Annotated in this window: 17 protein-coding genes; all 17 read left to right on the top strand. The window is 49.9% G+C overall.

Annotated features, from left to right (window positions below):
• The first annotated feature begins 15 nt into the window (after positions 1-15).
• Genes FMS18_RS11110 through FMS18_RS11190 form a run of 17 tightly spaced genes read left to right on the top strand, consistent with a single transcriptional unit; the run spans position 16 to position 15,117 of the window.
• Positions 16-1,221 (top strand): beta-ketoacyl synthase, encoded by a 1,206-nt coding sequence (locus tag FMS18_RS11110; RefSeq protein WP_368854166.1) that lies wholly within the window; start codon positions 16-18, stop codon positions 1,219-1,221.
• Complete coding sequence (locus tag FMS18_RS11115) at positions 1,221-2,717, top strand: NAD(P)/FAD-dependent oxidoreductase (RefSeq protein ID WP_163294489.1); 1,497 nt, start codon at positions 1,221-1,223, stop codon at positions 2,715-2,717. The genes FMS18_RS11110 and FMS18_RS11115 overlap by 1 nt, the downstream gene beginning before the upstream one ends.
• Positions 2,699-3,925: a beta-ketoacyl synthase gene (locus FMS18_RS11120; protein WP_163294491.1), complete on the top strand. Its 1,227-nt coding sequence runs from the start codon at positions 2,699-2,701 to the stop codon at positions 3,923-3,925. The genes FMS18_RS11115 and FMS18_RS11120 overlap by 19 nt, the downstream gene beginning before the upstream one ends.
• Positions 3,925-4,179, top strand: a complete 255-nt coding sequence (locus FMS18_RS11125; protein ID WP_163294493.1) for an acyl carrier protein — start codon at positions 3,925-3,927, stop codon at positions 4,177-4,179. Before FMS18_RS11120 ends, FMS18_RS11125 begins: the two co-directional genes overlap by 1 nt.
• A gap of 31 nt (positions 4,180-4,210) precedes the next feature.
• Positions 4,211-4,963, top strand: coding sequence for a lysophospholipid acyltransferase family protein (locus FMS18_RS11130; RefSeq protein ID WP_163294496.1), 753 nt, complete (start codon positions 4,211-4,213; stop codon positions 4,961-4,963).
• Between the two features lie 44 nt (positions 4,964-5,007).
• Positions 5,008-5,415 (top strand): hypothetical protein, encoded by a 408-nt coding sequence (locus FMS18_RS11135; RefSeq protein ID WP_163294498.1) that lies wholly within the window; start codon positions 5,008-5,010, stop codon positions 5,413-5,415.
• Positions 5,416-5,425: 10 nt separating this feature from the next.
• A complete protein-coding gene (locus tag FMS18_RS11140) occupies positions 5,426-6,457 on the top strand; it encodes a radical SAM protein (protein WP_163294500.1) in 1,032 nt (343 codons plus the stop codon).
• A gap of 14 nt (positions 6,458-6,471) precedes the next feature.
• On the top strand, positions 6,472-6,966 hold the full coding sequence (locus tag FMS18_RS11145) for a 3-hydroxylacyl-ACP dehydratase (protein ID WP_163294501.1): 495 nt from the start codon (positions 6,472-6,474) through the stop codon (positions 6,964-6,966).
• Complete coding sequence (locus FMS18_RS11150) at positions 6,954-7,586, top strand: outer membrane lipoprotein carrier protein LolA (protein WP_163294503.1); 633 nt, start codon at positions 6,954-6,956, stop codon at positions 7,584-7,586. The genes FMS18_RS11145 and FMS18_RS11150 overlap by 13 nt, the downstream gene beginning before the upstream one ends.
• A gap of 3 nt (positions 7,587-7,589) precedes the next feature.
• Positions 7,590-9,980 (top strand): MMPL family transporter, encoded by a 2,391-nt coding sequence (locus FMS18_RS11155; RefSeq protein WP_163294505.1) that lies wholly within the window; start codon positions 7,590-7,592, stop codon positions 9,978-9,980.
• Complete coding sequence (locus tag FMS18_RS11160) at positions 9,973-10,494, top strand: hypothetical protein (protein ID WP_163294507.1); 522 nt, start codon at positions 9,973-9,975, stop codon at positions 10,492-10,494. The genes FMS18_RS11155 and FMS18_RS11160 overlap by 8 nt, the downstream gene beginning before the upstream one ends.
• Before the next feature lie 3 nt (positions 10,495-10,497).
• The gene (locus FMS18_RS11165) at positions 10,498-10,884 is read left to right on the top strand and encodes a 3-hydroxyacyl-ACP dehydratase FabZ family protein (RefSeq protein WP_163294509.1); all 387 of its coding nucleotides are present in this window, start codon (positions 10,498-10,500) and stop codon (positions 10,882-10,884) included.
• On the top strand, positions 10,884-11,363 hold the full coding sequence (locus FMS18_RS11170; RefSeq protein ID WP_163294511.1) for an acyl-CoA thioesterase: 480 nt from the start codon (positions 10,884-10,886) through the stop codon (positions 11,361-11,363). The genes FMS18_RS11165 and FMS18_RS11170 overlap by 1 nt, the downstream gene beginning before the upstream one ends.
• Before the next feature lie 6 nt (positions 11,364-11,369).
• Positions 11,370-12,764, top strand: coding sequence for a lipid biosynthesis B12-binding/radical SAM protein (locus FMS18_RS11175; RefSeq protein WP_163294513.1), 1,395 nt, complete (start codon positions 11,370-11,372; stop codon positions 12,762-12,764).
• Positions 12,754-13,908, top strand: a complete 1,155-nt coding sequence (locus tag FMS18_RS11180) for a DUF2062 domain-containing protein (protein WP_163294515.1) — start codon at positions 12,754-12,756, stop codon at positions 13,906-13,908. The genes FMS18_RS11175 and FMS18_RS11180 overlap by 11 nt, the downstream gene beginning before the upstream one ends.
• Before the next feature lie 16 nt (positions 13,909-13,924).
• A complete protein-coding gene (locus FMS18_RS11185) occupies positions 13,925-14,848 on the top strand; it encodes an acyltransferase (RefSeq protein WP_163294517.1) in 924 nt (307 codons plus the stop codon).
• Positions 14,839-15,117 (top strand): phosphopantetheine-binding protein, encoded by a 279-nt coding sequence (locus FMS18_RS11190; protein WP_368854163.1) that lies wholly within the window; start codon positions 14,839-14,841, stop codon positions 15,115-15,117. The genes FMS18_RS11185 and FMS18_RS11190 overlap by 10 nt, the downstream gene beginning before the upstream one ends.
• The last annotated feature ends 1 nt before the right edge of the window (position 15,118 follow it).

The following is a 15,118-nucleotide window of genomic DNA, read 5'->3' on the forward strand; positions in this document are numbered from 1 at the left end:
TTTTACTTGCATAAAGTGGCAATAACAGGGATCGGAGCCATTTCGGTTCTGGGATCGGATCTTGAAACCATTGCGGACGCGCTCAGGAACGGGCGTTCGGGCATTGAAGTTGACGAGGAGCGGATCAAACTCGGCTTTGAAAGCCCGCTGACCGGAGTGATCAAGGATTTCAATCCCAAAAAATGGCTGGGCCGTAAGCAGCGCAAGACCATGCCCGACTTCGCGGTGCAAGCTTATGCCGCCGCCAAGCAAGCCCTTGCGCAATCCGGACTTGCTGAAGAAAACCTCCATAACGATGAAAGCGGGCTGATCTTCGGTTGTGATTCCAGCTGTATTGCCGCCCTTGAGCAGGTAGAACTGCTTAAGGAAAGGGGCGAAACCGCACTCATCGGCAGCGGCGCGGTTTTCCGTTCCATGACCTCCTGCGTAACCATGAACCTGAACACAATTTTCAAAACCCGCGGTGCAGCGTGGACAATCAGTTCAGCCTGCTCCAGCGGCGGGCATGCCGTGGGTCAGGCCGCAGGTCTCATTGCCATGGGCCAGCAGGAACGGATTATCTGCGGCGGCGCCCAGGAATTGAACTGGCAATCCATGTGCAGTTTTGACGGACTGGGTGCTTTCTCCGCCAAAACCGAAAATCCCGCACAAGCCAGCCGTCCTTTTGATAAAGAACGTGACGGTCTGGTGCCCAGTGGCGGAGCTGCCGCGATCATGCTGGAACGGTACGACCTTGCAGAAAAGCGCGGTGCTGAAATCCTCGGCACAGTCAGCGGTTACGGTTTTTCATCGGACGGTGAACACATTTCAGTTCCCGGACGCGAAGGGCTGGCAAGGGCCGGATCAAAAGCCATCAAACAGGCCGGCCTAACCCCGGCAGACATTGATTATATCTGCGCCCACGCCACAGCCACCCCGGCTGGTGACGGAGCAGAAGCCGCTAATATCAAAACGCTTTTCGGCGAGAGCTGCCCACGCATTTCATCTACCAAATCCATGACCGGGCACGAATTATGGATGTCCGGGGCCAGCCAAGTGGTCTACACCACGCTTATGAACCATTACGGCTTCACCGCGCCGAACATCAATTTCAGCGGTGGTGACGAAGAGACCGCCGGACTGAATATCCTTGCGCAAACCGACAGCACTCCGCCGCAAAAAGCCCTGCTCAATTCCGCAGGTTTCGGCGGCACCAACTCCTGCCTTGTGCTTGAATTCTGATGCATAATTACGATCAAATCGTTGTAGGCGCAGGCATTTCCGGCATGACCTCGGCCCTTTTGCTGGCAAAGCAAGGCTACAAGGTTGCGCTGGCGGAAGCCTTTCCCCTGCCCGGTCCCACAGTGCGCGGATTCAGCAGGCAGGGTATTCATTTTGAAACCGGAATCCATCTCATCGGCGGGATGGGTGATAGCGATCCGCTGGATATTTATTTCAAACATCTGGGCATCGGGGATGATCTTGTTAAAATTCCTTTCAAACAAGGCGGTTGCGACTGTTTCCGTTTTGAAAAGAGTGAACGCAAAATCTGCCTGCCCTATGGTTATGAGCGGGTCCGCCGCACTCTGCACAAGAACTTTCCAGCTGAAAAAGAAGCAATTGATAAATATCTGGAACAGATCAGAACTATTTTTGATTCCTCGTCATTTCTGAATTTCGATCTGGATTTCAGTCTGGAATCAGCAGCTCACGATGAGACAGAATCCCTGAAAAATTACCTTGATTCCATCACTGACAATCAGGAGCTAAAAGACCTGCTCAGCTGCCACGCCCTGCTCTACGGCACACCGCCGGAGCAAGCCATGCTCTCCACCCACGCTCTGGTAGCCGGATCATATTTCCGTTCTTCACACACCATTGAAGGCGGAGGTAAAGCACTTGTTGATGCTTACCAAAGGCAACTAAAAAAGCACGGGGTTGATATTTTTTGCGGCAAAAAAGCAGTACGCATCAATCACGATGATAATAAAAATTTCAAAAGTTTGTTTTTAGATGATGAGACTGAGCTGCGTGGCAAAATCTGCATCTGGTCCGCACACCCGGCAGCCATGCTGCGTTGCGTAGAAGAGGGAGTATTCCGCCCGATTTTCCGACGCAGGATCAATGAACTACAGGAAACCGTATCCGCGCTGATTCTCTTCGGAGTTGCCAAAAAGCCAATAGAAAGCCTGCAAGGGAGTAACATCTACCTCTGGCCGGAATCAGATTACACCGAAGTCCTTTCCGGCAAAACCGAAATGACCGACAATGCCATTTTTCTTTCCGCAGGGCAGACTCTTGGGAAAAAAGACGAACAAAGCGTCACCGCAATCATGCCCTACAGCTTTGCTGAATTCAGCAAGTGGCAGGATTCAAATCTGAAGACCAGACCGCAGGACTATCTTGATTTCAAGGCCAAAATCATGGCTGAATTTGAGAAGCAGGTATTTAGCCGCTGCCCGGAACTGCGCAGACAGGTGGAATTCATCGACTCCGCCACCCCGCTGACCCTGCGCGATTACTGCCAATCCCCCTTTGGAAGCATGTACGGTGCGGCCCACACCATCTCACAATACAATCCCCTTCCCGCCACCAAGATCAAAGGGCTGCTTTTAGCCGGGCAATCCATCATTGCACCAGGGGTTATGGGCGCGGTGGTTTCGGCCTATTTGACCTGTGGTTTCATCTGCGGACACGAAAAAATTCATGAGGAACTGAGATGCATTTACAACGCGTAGTTATCACCGGAATGGGCGCGGTTTCTCCGCTGGGCAGTAGAGTTGAAGAACTCTGGGACGGTCTGCTTGAAGGTCGTTCCGGCATTACCCGGCTGGACGAACTTGACGGTATCAAGGGCTTACGTCCGCGCATCGGCGGACGAGTCCCGGATGTAAAAATCAAATCTATTCCCCGCAAAGCACGCCGGACCATGTCCAACATGTCTATTTTCGCAGCCCTTGCCGCTCTTGAAGCTATCGAGCAGGCCGGGATGAGTGAAGACATTTTGACTGGTGGACGAGCCGGACTTTCCGTGGGTTCCACTACCGGAAGTTCGCAGGCCCTTGAGCAATTCTTCAAGCTCTACCTGCCGGAAAATTCCCTTGAAGCCATCCGAACCACTGAATTTTTCAAAATCATGAACCACAGCGCAGCCGCCAACCTTGCCCAGTTTCTGGGAATCAGCGGACGGGTGCTTGCGGCCTCAGCTGCCTGCTCCACCGGATGCCAGAACATCGGCCTTGCAGCAGAAGCCGTTGCTCACGGCAAGCAGGAGGTAATGCTCTGCGGTGGAACCGATGAGCTGCATCCCCTGACCGTAGGCACCTTCGACATTATCGAAGCTGCTTCCACTTCCGGCGAAGATGATCCCACAACGGCTTCCAAACCTTTTGACGCAAAACGGGACGGCATTGTCTGTTCTGAAGGTGCGGGTGTGCTGCTGCTGGAAAGTTATGAACACGCTAAAAATCGCGGGGCTGAAATCCTCGCCGAAATCAGCGGCTTCTCCTCACTTTGTGATAGCAGCAACATGGCCTCCCCCAGCGCGGATGCCATTGCACGTTGCATGTCCGAAGCATTGAACGATGCCGGAATTTCCGAAACAGACATTGATTACGTGAATGCCCATGCTACCGGAACCTTGCAGGGAGATGCATCAGAAGCGCAGGCCGTGGCAACCCTGCTCGGCTCAACTCCCCCGGTAAGCAGCCTGAAAGGTCATCTGGGGCACACCATGGCTGCCAGCGGGGCCATTGAAACCATCGCCACAGTGCGCATGATGCAAGAAAATACTATCATTCCCACAGCAAATCTGACTAATCCTGCTGAAGAATGTTCTGCAATTAACAACGCCTTGCATTTGCAGACAAGACCAATTACATATGCGCTGAAAAATAATTTCGCCCTTGGCGGTATAAATACATCGCTGGTTTTGAGGAGATCATAATGACTGATGAAGAAATAATAAAAAGAATCAACTCCGCTCTGGCCGAGGAATTCGAGCTGGAACTGGATGAAATGGTCCCCGAAGCAGTCTTCAAAGATGACCTTGACCTCGACAGCCTCGATGCTGTGGACATGGTTATTGTTCTGGAGCAGGAATTCGGGATCAAGATCAAGAAAGACGAAGCATTCAAGGCCATCCGTACCCTCGGAGACCTCCATACTTTTATTCTCAGCAAGAAATCTGAAGCAGCTTAAACGCTGCTTCGGTGCTCCGCGCCACTCCCCCATGCCTTCATTTCTTAAACTTATCTGGATCAACGCCGGGATATATTTCAGCATCATCATCTGGACCCTGACCGGGGTTATCATTTCTCCGCTCTGTTACCTGTTCTTTACCCGCATCCTGAAATGGGAAAAGCCGGCAACCCTGCGCAAAATGATCTGGTACTACGGCTGGACCTGTTCAAAATTGATGTCCGTTTTCATGGATATCAAATGGCCGGTTCAGCAACAATTGCCTTCCCCGTGCATTATAGTTGCCAATCACGGATCTTTCTTTGACCCCTACCTTGTTTCTTTCCAGCCACAGAACAACATCTGCATGGCTGTGCGCAACTGGCCGTTTAAAATTCCTTTTTACGGATTTTACATGAAGCTTGCGGGTTACATTAATGTGGAAACTGACAATCTGGATGTGATCATCGAACAGGCAGCAACTGCGGCAAACGACGGCGCAACACTCATGTTTTTCCCCGAGGGAACGCGCAGCAAAGACGGGCAGCTAAGCCGCTTTCATTCCGGTCCTTTCCATATTGCCATGCAAACCGGACTTCCGGTGGTTCCACTATGCATTACCGGAACATATAACATGCTTCCCCGTGGTCATATGGTTATACGTCCGGCAAAAATCCGGGGGGAAATTCTAGATCCCATTTACCCGGAACAGTTCAAAAACATGCACAATGCGCATATTGAATTGCGCCGAGCGGTTAAAAAAACTATGGTTGCTAGCATTCGGGAAATGAATCAGAAAATGTAATAGCAATTTCACAAATTTAACTTTTCAAGATGAGGACGCTACAGATGAAAAAACTTCGTATTGTTGCTTTTGTACTGGTTGCCTGCGCACTTTTTCTCGGCGGATGCAGAACCGCTCCCATCCAGAATATAGAAATGGCTCCGATCGTTTCCACCAGCCAGCAGGCCCGTTCCATGGAAAGTGTGAAAAACGCCATCATCAAAGGTGGGTATGACCGAGGCTGGCAAATGAGTGATGTAGCTCCCGGCCACCTTGTAGCCACCTTAAATGTCCGCTCCCATCAGGCTGTTGTAGATATCACTTACACCCCTGAAAATTACAGCATAAACTACAAAGACAGCACCAACCTGAAACACAAAGGTAATGTGATTCACAGCAACTACAATGCCTGGATCAAAAACCTTGCCAGCTCCATCAACCGCGAGCTGGGGCAGCTGTCTCCTCAACCTTAACGGAAATAAAATGAATTCCAATCGTTGCTGGGGCAGTCCCTTTACCGGGGCTGAGATAAAAAAAACTCTTGAGAACAAGCAACTGCTGACCGCAGAGCTTGAACTGAGCAGAGTCTGCGACCTGCGCTGTATCTATTGCTATGCCTCATCCGGGGAAAAACTCAACAATGAGCTAAGCTTTGATGAGATCATTGATGCAGTAGAGCAATGCCAAAACCTCGGCGCACGCAAAATAATCATCCTCGGCGGGGGGGAGCCTATGCTCTACCCCCGCATTATGGATGCGATCCGCTATATCCACAGCCTCGGGCTGGAGATTGAGCTGTTCAGTAACGGAACCCGCATAACTCCTGAGATCGCAGCTGAATTGTATGAACTAAAAGTACAGCCGGTGATCAAATTCAACAGCCTTGATCCGCAGGTTCAGGACCTGCTGGCGGGCAAAAATAATTCCCACAAAGCCATCCGCAAAGGACTGAACAACCTCCTTGAAGCCGGATACGGTAATGGTGATATTCCCATGGGCGCGCAAACCATCATCTGCCGCCAGAACTTCAATGAAATCCCGGAAATGTGGAGATGGCTGCGCACCCGCAAGATCATCCCCTATTTTGAGACCATCACTGATCAGGGAAGGGCCAAAGATCATCTGGAACTGGCTCTCAGCCCGGCAAAAATCGGCGATTTGTTCAATAAACTTTCGCGCATTGACCGTGAAGAGTTCGGCATAGAGTGGGAACCCAAGCCTCCTGTGGCTGCTTTTTCCTGCAAACGCCATTTTTATTCCTGCACCATAACCACCACTGGAGACGTTATTCCCTGTCCGGGAGTGGATATCTCCGCAGGCAATATCCGTCTAGATACACTTGAAAATATCATCGCCCAGAGCGAAGTTTTTCATAATCTGCGCAACATCCGCCAGACCATCATCGGCCCCTGCCGAACCTGCGAACTGGGCGAGGAATGTTACGGATGCCGAGGCATGGCTCATCACCTGAACGGCGATTATCTTTCATCCGACCCGCTCTGCTGGCGCAATTAATTCCGGAGATTTTAATGATCCTTCCCGCACAGGCTGAAAAGCTGCTTCCCCATCGGGGACAGATGCTGCTCATCGACAGTGTCCTCACTGCTGAAGACGGAGCCGGAACCGCGCAAGCTGAACTGTCCGCAGATTCCATTGCCGTGGGTTCTGACGGCAATATGCTGGCCCCGTTTTACATTGAACTGCTCGCCCAGACCTATGCAGCTGTATGCGGTTACCAGCTTAAGTCAGCAGGCCTCCCCGTCCCCGAAGGGTTCCTCGTGGGGGTGCAGAAATTTCAAATTACGCCTGAATACAATACAAGATTCAGCAGCAATGAACTGCTCATAAGTGTACAGACTGTGGGAGATTTTGACGGATTCGCCGTGGTGGAAGGAACAGTAAGCCGCGAAGGTAAAGTCCTTGCCGAGGGCAAAATCAAACTCTTCGTACCGCAGGATGAGACCATGACCGAATTGGTGGCACTGGTAAAATCAGGGGAGAGTGCAGCCTCATGGCAATTGTAAAAAAAACAATTCTGCTATTTTTCATGTTGTTTGCTGCTTCTGCGTCCAATGCGCCGGCGGACAAACAAGCTGATTTTCTAAAAGATTTGCAAACCCGATCTCAATCCATCAGCAGTATCAGCAGCGATTTTACCCAGCAAAGCCACATCGCTCTTTTTGCGGATACCATTGAATCCAATGGTAAATTCTGCTTTGCCCGCCCGGATAACCTGCGCTGGGAATACACCCAGCCATTCGTATCCGGCTTCCTGCTCAAAGGTCAAAAGGGTTTGAAATGGGACGAAGCAGCCGAGAAGCCAGCTCCATTCAGCACTGAAACATCCCCGGAAATGGCAATCATTTCCGAACAGATTCTGGCTTGGACGACCATGAATATTCCGTGGCTGCAATCCCTGTACACCATAAAGGTCACCAATTTTTCCCCCGCAGTGATGGAGTTGACCCCCAAATCAAGCAAGGCAAAACAATTCCTGAGTTTGATACGCATCTTTTTTTCCCCGGAAGCAACCCACCTTGAAGGTATTGAGCTGCATGAACCGGGCGGAGATTACACAAAAATAACTTTTTCCAATGTGCTGCTGAACCAAAAAATAGCGCAAAAAACTTTCCTGAAAGAGTAAAAAATGTTTTCCCGCAAACAGCTTCACACCACTAAAACAAATAGAAAAACTCAATTCAAAAGCGCGCTAATTCTGATTCTTCTCCTGCTGTTTTGTGCCATTCCTCTGCTCTCAGTAACTTTCTCCGAAGACATTTCTGCCATGCTTCCCAGTGGAAAAGATGGCGAAATAAGCCGCGACTTTGCACTACTTCAAAAGGCACCACTTAGCGGGAAAATCCTTATCTCCATTGCCAGTAACGAGATTAAAGAGAACGAACTCGGAAAGATTGCCGACAGCATGGCCCGCAAAATGGACTCTCCACTACTCGCAATTCAGGATATTTCAGACATTAACCCGCAAAGTGTAATTGATTTCCTGCTCCGCAACGGTCCGAATCTGACGACTCAAAATGATCTTGAAAAATTACAGACACACACAGACAACAAAACAATAAAAACAAATTTAAGCGATGCAAAGAAGCTGCTCATTTCCCCGGCAGGATTTGGTATGCGAGCCATTGTAGCAGAAGATCCGCTTAATTTACGCTCAATATATCTGCAAAAGATTGCCCCGCTACAGAACCTGCCCCGCTTAAAAATTCAGGGCGGGAACTACTATGTTTCGGGGGAAAATGCGGTTTTGCTCATTGCAAAATCAAACATTCCCATGACCGATTCCAAAAACGGAGCCATACTCTTGGACCGTTTTCAAAAGATAAAACAAGCCGCTTTGGCGGAAAACCACATCCCTGAAATGGACCTTTCCATCGAAATTCTGAGCGGACATTGCTATACAACCGCCAACGCTGCGATCATTAAACAAGACATTCTAACCGTCTCCATTATTTCTTTCTGCGCACTGGCCATACTTTTTTTCTTTGGGTTCCGAAACAAAGGGGCCTTATGCGTCTTTCTGGCCCCGGGCATCGCCATCATGGCCGGATTGGGGACAACGGCCTTTGTCTACCGGGAGATGTCCGCAATCGTTATCGGCTTCGGGGCGGTACTCATGGGTATTTCCATCGACTTTGCGGTGCATACCTATTTCGCCTTGGCTGAAAGCCCGCAAGACAAAGCCGGGGCGGTGCGCAGAGTCAGCAAACCCGTTCTTTTCGGAGCCGCAACCTCCTGCGTTTCTTTTACCGCCCTGTATATTTCCGGCATTCCGGGCATTAAACAGCTCTCAATTTTCTCCGTTGCCGGAATAATCGCAGCCTGCGCTTACGCCCTGCTGTTCATCCCCCGGCTCTGTAACTCATTTCCGGTTGCGGACAAAAACAAATTCTTTTTTCAATTAAAAAGTAACAAAAAAATCACCCTTTGCGTTGCATCGTCCATACTTGCGGTTTCAATTGCAGGAGCTTTCAGCAATAATTTTGATACCGAACTTAAAAATCTTGGCTATATTTCCAGCGAAATTTCCAATGCGGAAAAACATTTTCAAGAGAAATGGGGAAAAATGCGCGCCCAATCCATGCTCTTTGCTTCCGGCAAAACCATGGACGAAGCCCTGCATAAAAACGAAAACGCATGGGCAGACATCAAACAGAACCTTGCAGAGGCCAAAGCGGTCAGCATTGCCCCGGCACTTCCCGCCGCAGCAACCATTGCAAAAAACCAAGCCCGCTGGTCCAATTTTTGGAACAATGAGAAAGAGCAAACAGAGCTTTCAATTCAAAAATTCAGCGAAAAAATAGGCTTTGCGCCTAATGCATTCGTCCCGGCAATGGACCGTATTTCAGCCGCTCCTCCGATTCTTAATGCGCAAACATTTCAAAACGGACCTTTGGGAGTCCTTGCGGAAATGTTCATCCCTCCCACTAATGAAGGCGAAGAAAAACTGCTCATGACCCTGCTCCCGGACAACACGCAGGTGAATACATATTATTCTCCGCAAAAAGAAAAAGAGCTGGGAGTACGCCTTGTTTCGCAATCCCGGTTCAAATCCACGCTGGAACATGAAATGGAACGGGACATTATTAAATTCATCACCTGCTCCGGGCTTCTGGTAACCGTGCTAATCTTCGGACTTTTCCGTAATCTGCGCCGCGCAGCACTGGCTCTTTTCCCGGCGGTATTCGGGGTGGCTGTAACCTTTGGACTGCTGGGGCTTTTAGAAATTCCACTGAATATTTTTCACATCGTGGCTTTACCGCTTGTCATCGGCCTCGGAGCCGATTACGGAATCTTCATGGTTTTTCAAGAAATAAGAATGCCCTCACTATGGACCGTCAAAGCGGTCAAAATATCAGGCCTGACCACACTGGCGGGCTTCGGGGTTCTTGTTTTTGCCAAGCACCCTTCGCTCCATTCGCTGGGAGCCACGGTTTCCATCGGGATCACAGCTGCTCTGTGCTGTGCTATTTTCGTGCTCCCGCATCTGCTGCACTTAGAAGGGGACAACCATGCATAGGTTCAAAATATTACTTCCTCTGCTGGCCCTGCTGTTTTTTGCAGGCTGCTCAACACACAGCGTAAACTATCCTGTGGAAAGTAAGACTTCATCTACCTATCTGCTGCAACATTCCGGGGTTCTCTCTATTGCAGGTAAGCGCATGCCCCTGCGCGGCATGCTGCAACTCAATCCCGCGCAGAAAACTGCCCGAGTGGTCATGCTCAATGAAATGGGCATGAAACTGCTGGTAGCAGATATATCTGCTGACAATACAAATGGTTTTGAATCGAAAAAACTGTTTGTATCCCCTTTCCTGCGCATGATTCCACCTTTTTACAATGAATCCATGCGCTGTATTTATGACATATATCTTGCCCCGAAAAATGCAGCTTCAGGTGGTAAAAATATCATAAAAAAGGGCAGTAAACAGATCGGCAACCGCGAATTCACCGCCCATACCATCATCAACGATCCGCAAGGGAATTACACCCTTGAACTTTTCCTCAACTCTGGATCGCAAAAGGATTCCTAATTCATGGACCTGAATGAACATATTTCAAAGAGCAGCACGGTTCTTGAAAAATCTGAGACCGGATACACCCGCTCATATGTTTTCAAAAAATCATTTCCAGGTTTTGACGGGCATTTTCCCGGCAATCCCATCCTGCCCGGTGTAATTCAGACCCTGCTCGGACAGCTTTCCGCTGCCGAAGCCCTTGAACACGAATATCCGGCAGAAAAAATAACCCTGCAATCAGTAACTCGCTGCAAATTCCTGCGCCCGGTCAAACCTATGGAAACTCTGGAATTAAGCTTCTCCCTCAAAACCAAGGGACTGAATCACATTGCCATCTGTTCACTCACTGTGGACGGGGAAACCGCAGCAACCTATCAGCTCATTTTCGCTCCGGAGGGAATGTAATGGGACGCAAATCTTATTTTCCAAAAACTGAAGGTGCGCCGCAGCCGCTACGTCATGTGGTGGAGCGCAAGGTCCGTTTTGAGGAAGTGGACCCCATGAATATTGTCTGGCACGGTCGTTATCCCAGCTATTTTGAGGATGGGCGTACCGCTCTGGGAGACATGTACGGAGTGGGATATCTTGATTTTTACCGCTACAAGGTTGCCGCTCCCATTAAGAAAATGCAGGTGGATTATATCAAGCCGCTACGCTTCGGGGAGACCTTCAGCATTGAAACCCTGCTCCATTGGACCGAAGCAGCGCGCATGAATTACGAATTCATCATTCGCGACTCTGCCGGAGAAAAAGCCACCACCGGATGCACGGTGCAGCTTTTTGTCCAAGATGATGAGCTTATGATGTTCCAACCTGATTTCTTTGCCCAACTCTGCGAAAAATGGAAGGCCGGCATTCTTACTCCCTCAAACAGAGACCTGTAGACCCGCATGGCTACAATTTTCCTTATTTCCGCAAACACCAACGTAGAACCGTATCCAGTCTACCCCATCGGCATGTCGGTTATTGCCGGGGCCCTGCACCATGCCGGACACAAGGTCATCCAGTACGACATGCTGGCTGCAGGAAATTCACTTGAACACCTGCGTAAATCATTGACCAGTGCCGCACCGGACTACGCAGGTATCTCCATTCGCAATGTAGATAATGTGGACTCTTTCACCTCCCACACCAACAAGTACATCCACAAGGCCAAGCTGATTGTTGATACCGTAAAAGAAACCGGAATCCCGGTCATTGCCGGGGGCGCTGGTTTTTCCCTGTTACCGGAAGAGATACTAGAATTCACGGGAGCTGATTACGGCATTGTGGGCGAGGGCGAACGCAAGATGGTCGACCTCATTAGCAGCCTTGAACAGAAGAAAGAAACACCACAAATTTACGGACGGGAAAAAGGAATTCCCGGCAACGAAATCCAAGTACCGCACTGGTCCCCGGAGTTGCTGCGTTACTACATTGCGGAAAGCGGAGTCATCAATGTACAGACCAAGCGCGGCTGCGAGCACCGCTGCGGTTACTGCACCTACCCTTATCTGGAAGGACGTAAAATGCGGCTTCGTCCGGTAAACGAAGTTGCCGATGAATTAGAAATGCTCCGCACCTACGGAGCGGATAATATTTTCTTTACCGATTCTGTACTCAATGACCGTGACGGCCATTACCTGCAACTGGCCGAAGAAATCGTGCGCCGCAAAATTGAAATAAGCTGGTGCGGTTTCTTTCAGCCCGGCCCCATTGAACAAGATGAACTGGCCCTGCTCAAACGATCCGGCTTGCAGGCCATGGAAGTGGGTACAGACGCCGCCAGTGATGCCACCCTCAAAGGACTGCACAAAAGTTTCAATTTTGCCGAGGTCATGAGATTCAATGAAAAATGCGTTGAGCAGAAGATTCCCTGTGCCCATTTTGTTATTTTCGGCGGTCCCGGTGAAACCATGGACACAGTACGCGAAGGAATAAAAAACATGAATTCCCTGCGCAGTTGCGTGGTTTTCCCATTTTCCGGCATCCGGCTGCACGAGGGAACCCCGCTCTTTACAAGAGCAGTTAAAGAAGGTTTAATCCACCCCGGACAATCGCTGCTTGAACCTTTCTACTACTTCTCCCCCGGCCTTGATAAAGATGAAATGAATACGGCCCTGATTCAGGGATTCAAAAAGCGCAGAGACAGGCTGTTTCCTCCTGATGAGGGACAGCAACGCATTAACATTATGAAAAAATTCGGATTCCGGGGAATTCTCTGGGATCAGTTGATAAAATTTGATGACCAGCTCGCAAACAAAACATCTTCCAAACCAGTCACAGATTCCGCTTATGCAGGTTAAACCACTGATCGTTATCCCGGTCTACAACCACGGCGCAACCCTGCGCGATGTGGCAGTGCGGGCCATGCAATACGGTGAAGTGCTCATTGTGGATGACGGCAGCACAGACGGAGCCTTGGCAGAAATCAGTGATCTGGGGCTGACCGTAGTCAGTCATGACGAGAATTTCGGCAAAGGACAGGCCATCCTCACAGCAGCGGAAAAAGCGCGTGAACTGGGCAAGACCCACATCATCACCATTGATGCTGACGGGCAGCATTTTCCCGAAGAAATTCCTGATTTCATCGCAGCAATCAAAGAAAACCCGGAAGCAATCTTCGTGGGCAGCAGGAACTTCGAAGGACAAAACGTACCCGGTTCATCAAAATTCGGACGCAGTTTTTCCAACTTCTGGCTGCGGGTCCAGACCGGGATAAAACTTAGCGATGTACAGAGCGGATTCCGGGCCTATCCGCTGGAAATTTTCTCCGTAATCAAGACCTCGGAAACCCGCTACGCCTTTGAAGTGGAGATTCTGGTAAAATCCGCATGGGCCGGATACGACCTCAAAGATATCCCAATCGAAGTGCACTATCCCGCACCGGATGAACGGGTCTCCCATTTTGATGCCATTAAAGACAATGTGCGCATCTCGCTTTTAAATACCCGGCTGACCATGCGTTCTTTTGTGCCGGTCCCCCACCGCCAGTACGATAAGGATGAAGAAGGTAAAATCACGCCCATCCACCCCCTGCGCTCGCTGCGTATCCTGCTTTCCAAGGATGAAACCCCGCTGAAACTGGCCATTGCAGGAGCCTTGGGCATGCTGCTGGGAACATTGCCGCTCATTGCCATGCATTCCATTGCCATCATCCTTTTCTGCGGTTTTTTCCGGCTGAGCAAGATAACCGGACTGGCGGTCAGCCAGCTCTGCATTCCTCCGCTGGTTCCGGCCCTGTGCATCGAGGCCGGGCATTACCTGCGCTACAACCAGTTCCTGACCGAAATTTCGTTGCAGACACTGGGCTATGAAGCACTGGACCGCTTCTATGAATGGGTGCTTGGTTCGCTGGTTTTAGGGCCTTCATTTGCACTGATTATAGGGATCGCGATTTACATTATGGCGTTTACCATTAAACGGTTTTTAGATATGAAACCGCAATAGTTCGGAGACGGGCACTATGAAGCGCAAAAAACAATGGTCCAGCAGAAGTCTGGCACCCGCGTTTTTCCATAATATTTTTTATGGGCTGATCCGGCTGCTGGGCAGACCGGGTGCATACAGTCTTCTCTTTTTCGTGGTCCTTTTCTACACCCTGCTGCCCGGAGTAAACAAAAGAGCGCAGGAATACATCCGCCGCAGGTTCAAGCCGCAAAATGAATTAAGCAGGATGCGCCATACTTTCCTGCTCTACTGGAATTTCGGAAAAATGCTGGTGGACCGCTCCGTACTGCGCATTTTAGGAGATTTCAATGCCCACGGTCCGGATGAAGATATCAGCAGGTTGCAGGAGCTTTACGCCAGGCACAAGCGGCTGATCCTGCTCACCGCACATGTTGGTTGCTGGCAGATGGGTTTTTCCTACCTCGGTTTTCTGGATGCGCCCAAGGCAGTGGTCATGCTCATGGACCGCGGTGATGTGGACAAACATTCCTTTAAATGGAAGATGTCCGGCGGCAGCGGAAAAGAAGAGGAAATCACGGTCATCAATCCCGCTGCGCCGCTGGGCGGAACTTTGGAAATGCTCACCGCCCTGCGAGAAAATTCCGTACTCTGCATCAACGGCGACCGGACCATGGGTGAAAGCAGGCATAATGTGCAGGTGGATTTTTTGGGTGGCAAAATAGAGCTGCCGATCACCCCGTTCAAAATTGCGGCAACAACAGAAACACCTGTAGCCATAGTTTTTTCCACCCGCAGCAGAACCGGGGAAGGAATTTTCCGGGTGGCTGAAATTATCCACGTACCCGTTGATACAGGCAAAGGCGCAGTGCGCGGACCGGAAGCATTTATCCCTTATGCCCAAAAATTTTCTGCTGAACTGGAAAGGTATTGTCAGGAAAATCCTTACCAGTTCTACAATTTTTATAACATGTGGAATTAATAATTCTTTATAAAGAGGCAAAATTGAATACTAAACTGAAAGAACTGCTCATTGAAGAGCTGAACCTTGTAGATGTCAGCGTTGATGAAATCGAAGACGATGCTCCCCTGTTCGGGGAAGGTCTCGGCCTTGATTCACTGGACGCAGTGGAAATCGTGGTACTGGTCCAGAAGAATTTCAATGTAGAAATCAAGAATATGGAAGAAGGCAAGGCTGCCTTCCAGTCCGTTAATTCCCTGGTTGACTTCATCAAGGAAAGACAGGCTTAAA

The sequence above is a fragment of the Desulfovibrio sp. JC022 genome (assembly GCF_010470665.1).
Lineage (GTDB): Bacteria > Desulfobacterota > Desulfovibrionia > Desulfovibrionales > Desulfovibrionaceae > Maridesulfovibrio.

Coding starts and splice junctions, on each gene's coding strand:
- FMS18_RS11130 (WP_163294496.1), top strand. CDS start 4,211: ATGCCTTCATTTCTTAAACTTATCTGGATCAACGCCGGGATATATTTC.
- FMS18_RS11160 (WP_163294507.1), top strand. CDS start 9,973: ATGCATAGGTTCAAAATATTACTTCCTCTGCTGGCCCTGCTGTTTTTT.
- FMS18_RS11175 (WP_163294513.1), top strand. CDS start 11,370: ATGGCTACAATTTTCCTTATTTCCGCAAACACCAACGTAGAACCGTAT.
- FMS18_RS11135 (WP_163294498.1), top strand. CDS start 5,008: ATGAAAAAACTTCGTATTGTTGCTTTTGTACTGGTTGCCTGCGCACTT.
- FMS18_RS11120 (WP_163294491.1), top strand. CDS start 2,699: ATGCATTTACAACGCGTAGTTATCACCGGAATGGGCGCGGTTTCTCCG.
- FMS18_RS11140 (WP_163294500.1), top strand. CDS start 5,426: ATGAATTCCAATCGTTGCTGGGGCAGTCCCTTTACCGGGGCTGAGATA.
- FMS18_RS11145 (WP_163294501.1), top strand. CDS start 6,472: ATGATCCTTCCCGCACAGGCTGAAAAGCTGCTTCCCCATCGGGGACAG.
- FMS18_RS11180 (WP_163294515.1), top strand. CDS start 12,754: ATGCAGGTTAAACCACTGATCGTTATCCCGGTCTACAACCACGGCGCA.
- FMS18_RS11185 (WP_163294517.1), top strand. CDS start 13,925: ATGAAGCGCAAAAAACAATGGTCCAGCAGAAGTCTGGCACCCGCGTTT.
- FMS18_RS11115 (WP_163294489.1), top strand. CDS start 1,221: ATGCATAATTACGATCAAATCGTTGTAGGCGCAGGCATTTCCGGCATG.
- FMS18_RS11150 (WP_163294503.1), top strand. CDS start 6,954: ATGGCAATTGTAAAAAAAACAATTCTGCTATTTTTCATGTTGTTTGCT.
- FMS18_RS11165 (WP_163294509.1), top strand. CDS start 10,498: ATGGACCTGAATGAACATATTTCAAAGAGCAGCACGGTTCTTGAAAAA.
- FMS18_RS11170 (WP_163294511.1), top strand. CDS start 10,884: ATGGGACGCAAATCTTATTTTCCAAAAACTGAAGGTGCGCCGCAGCCG.
- FMS18_RS11155 (WP_163294505.1), top strand. CDS start 7,590: ATGTTTTCCCGCAAACAGCTTCACACCACTAAAACAAATAGAAAAACT.
- FMS18_RS11125 (WP_163294493.1), top strand. CDS start 3,925: ATGACTGATGAAGAAATAATAAAAAGAATCAACTCCGCTCTGGCCGAG.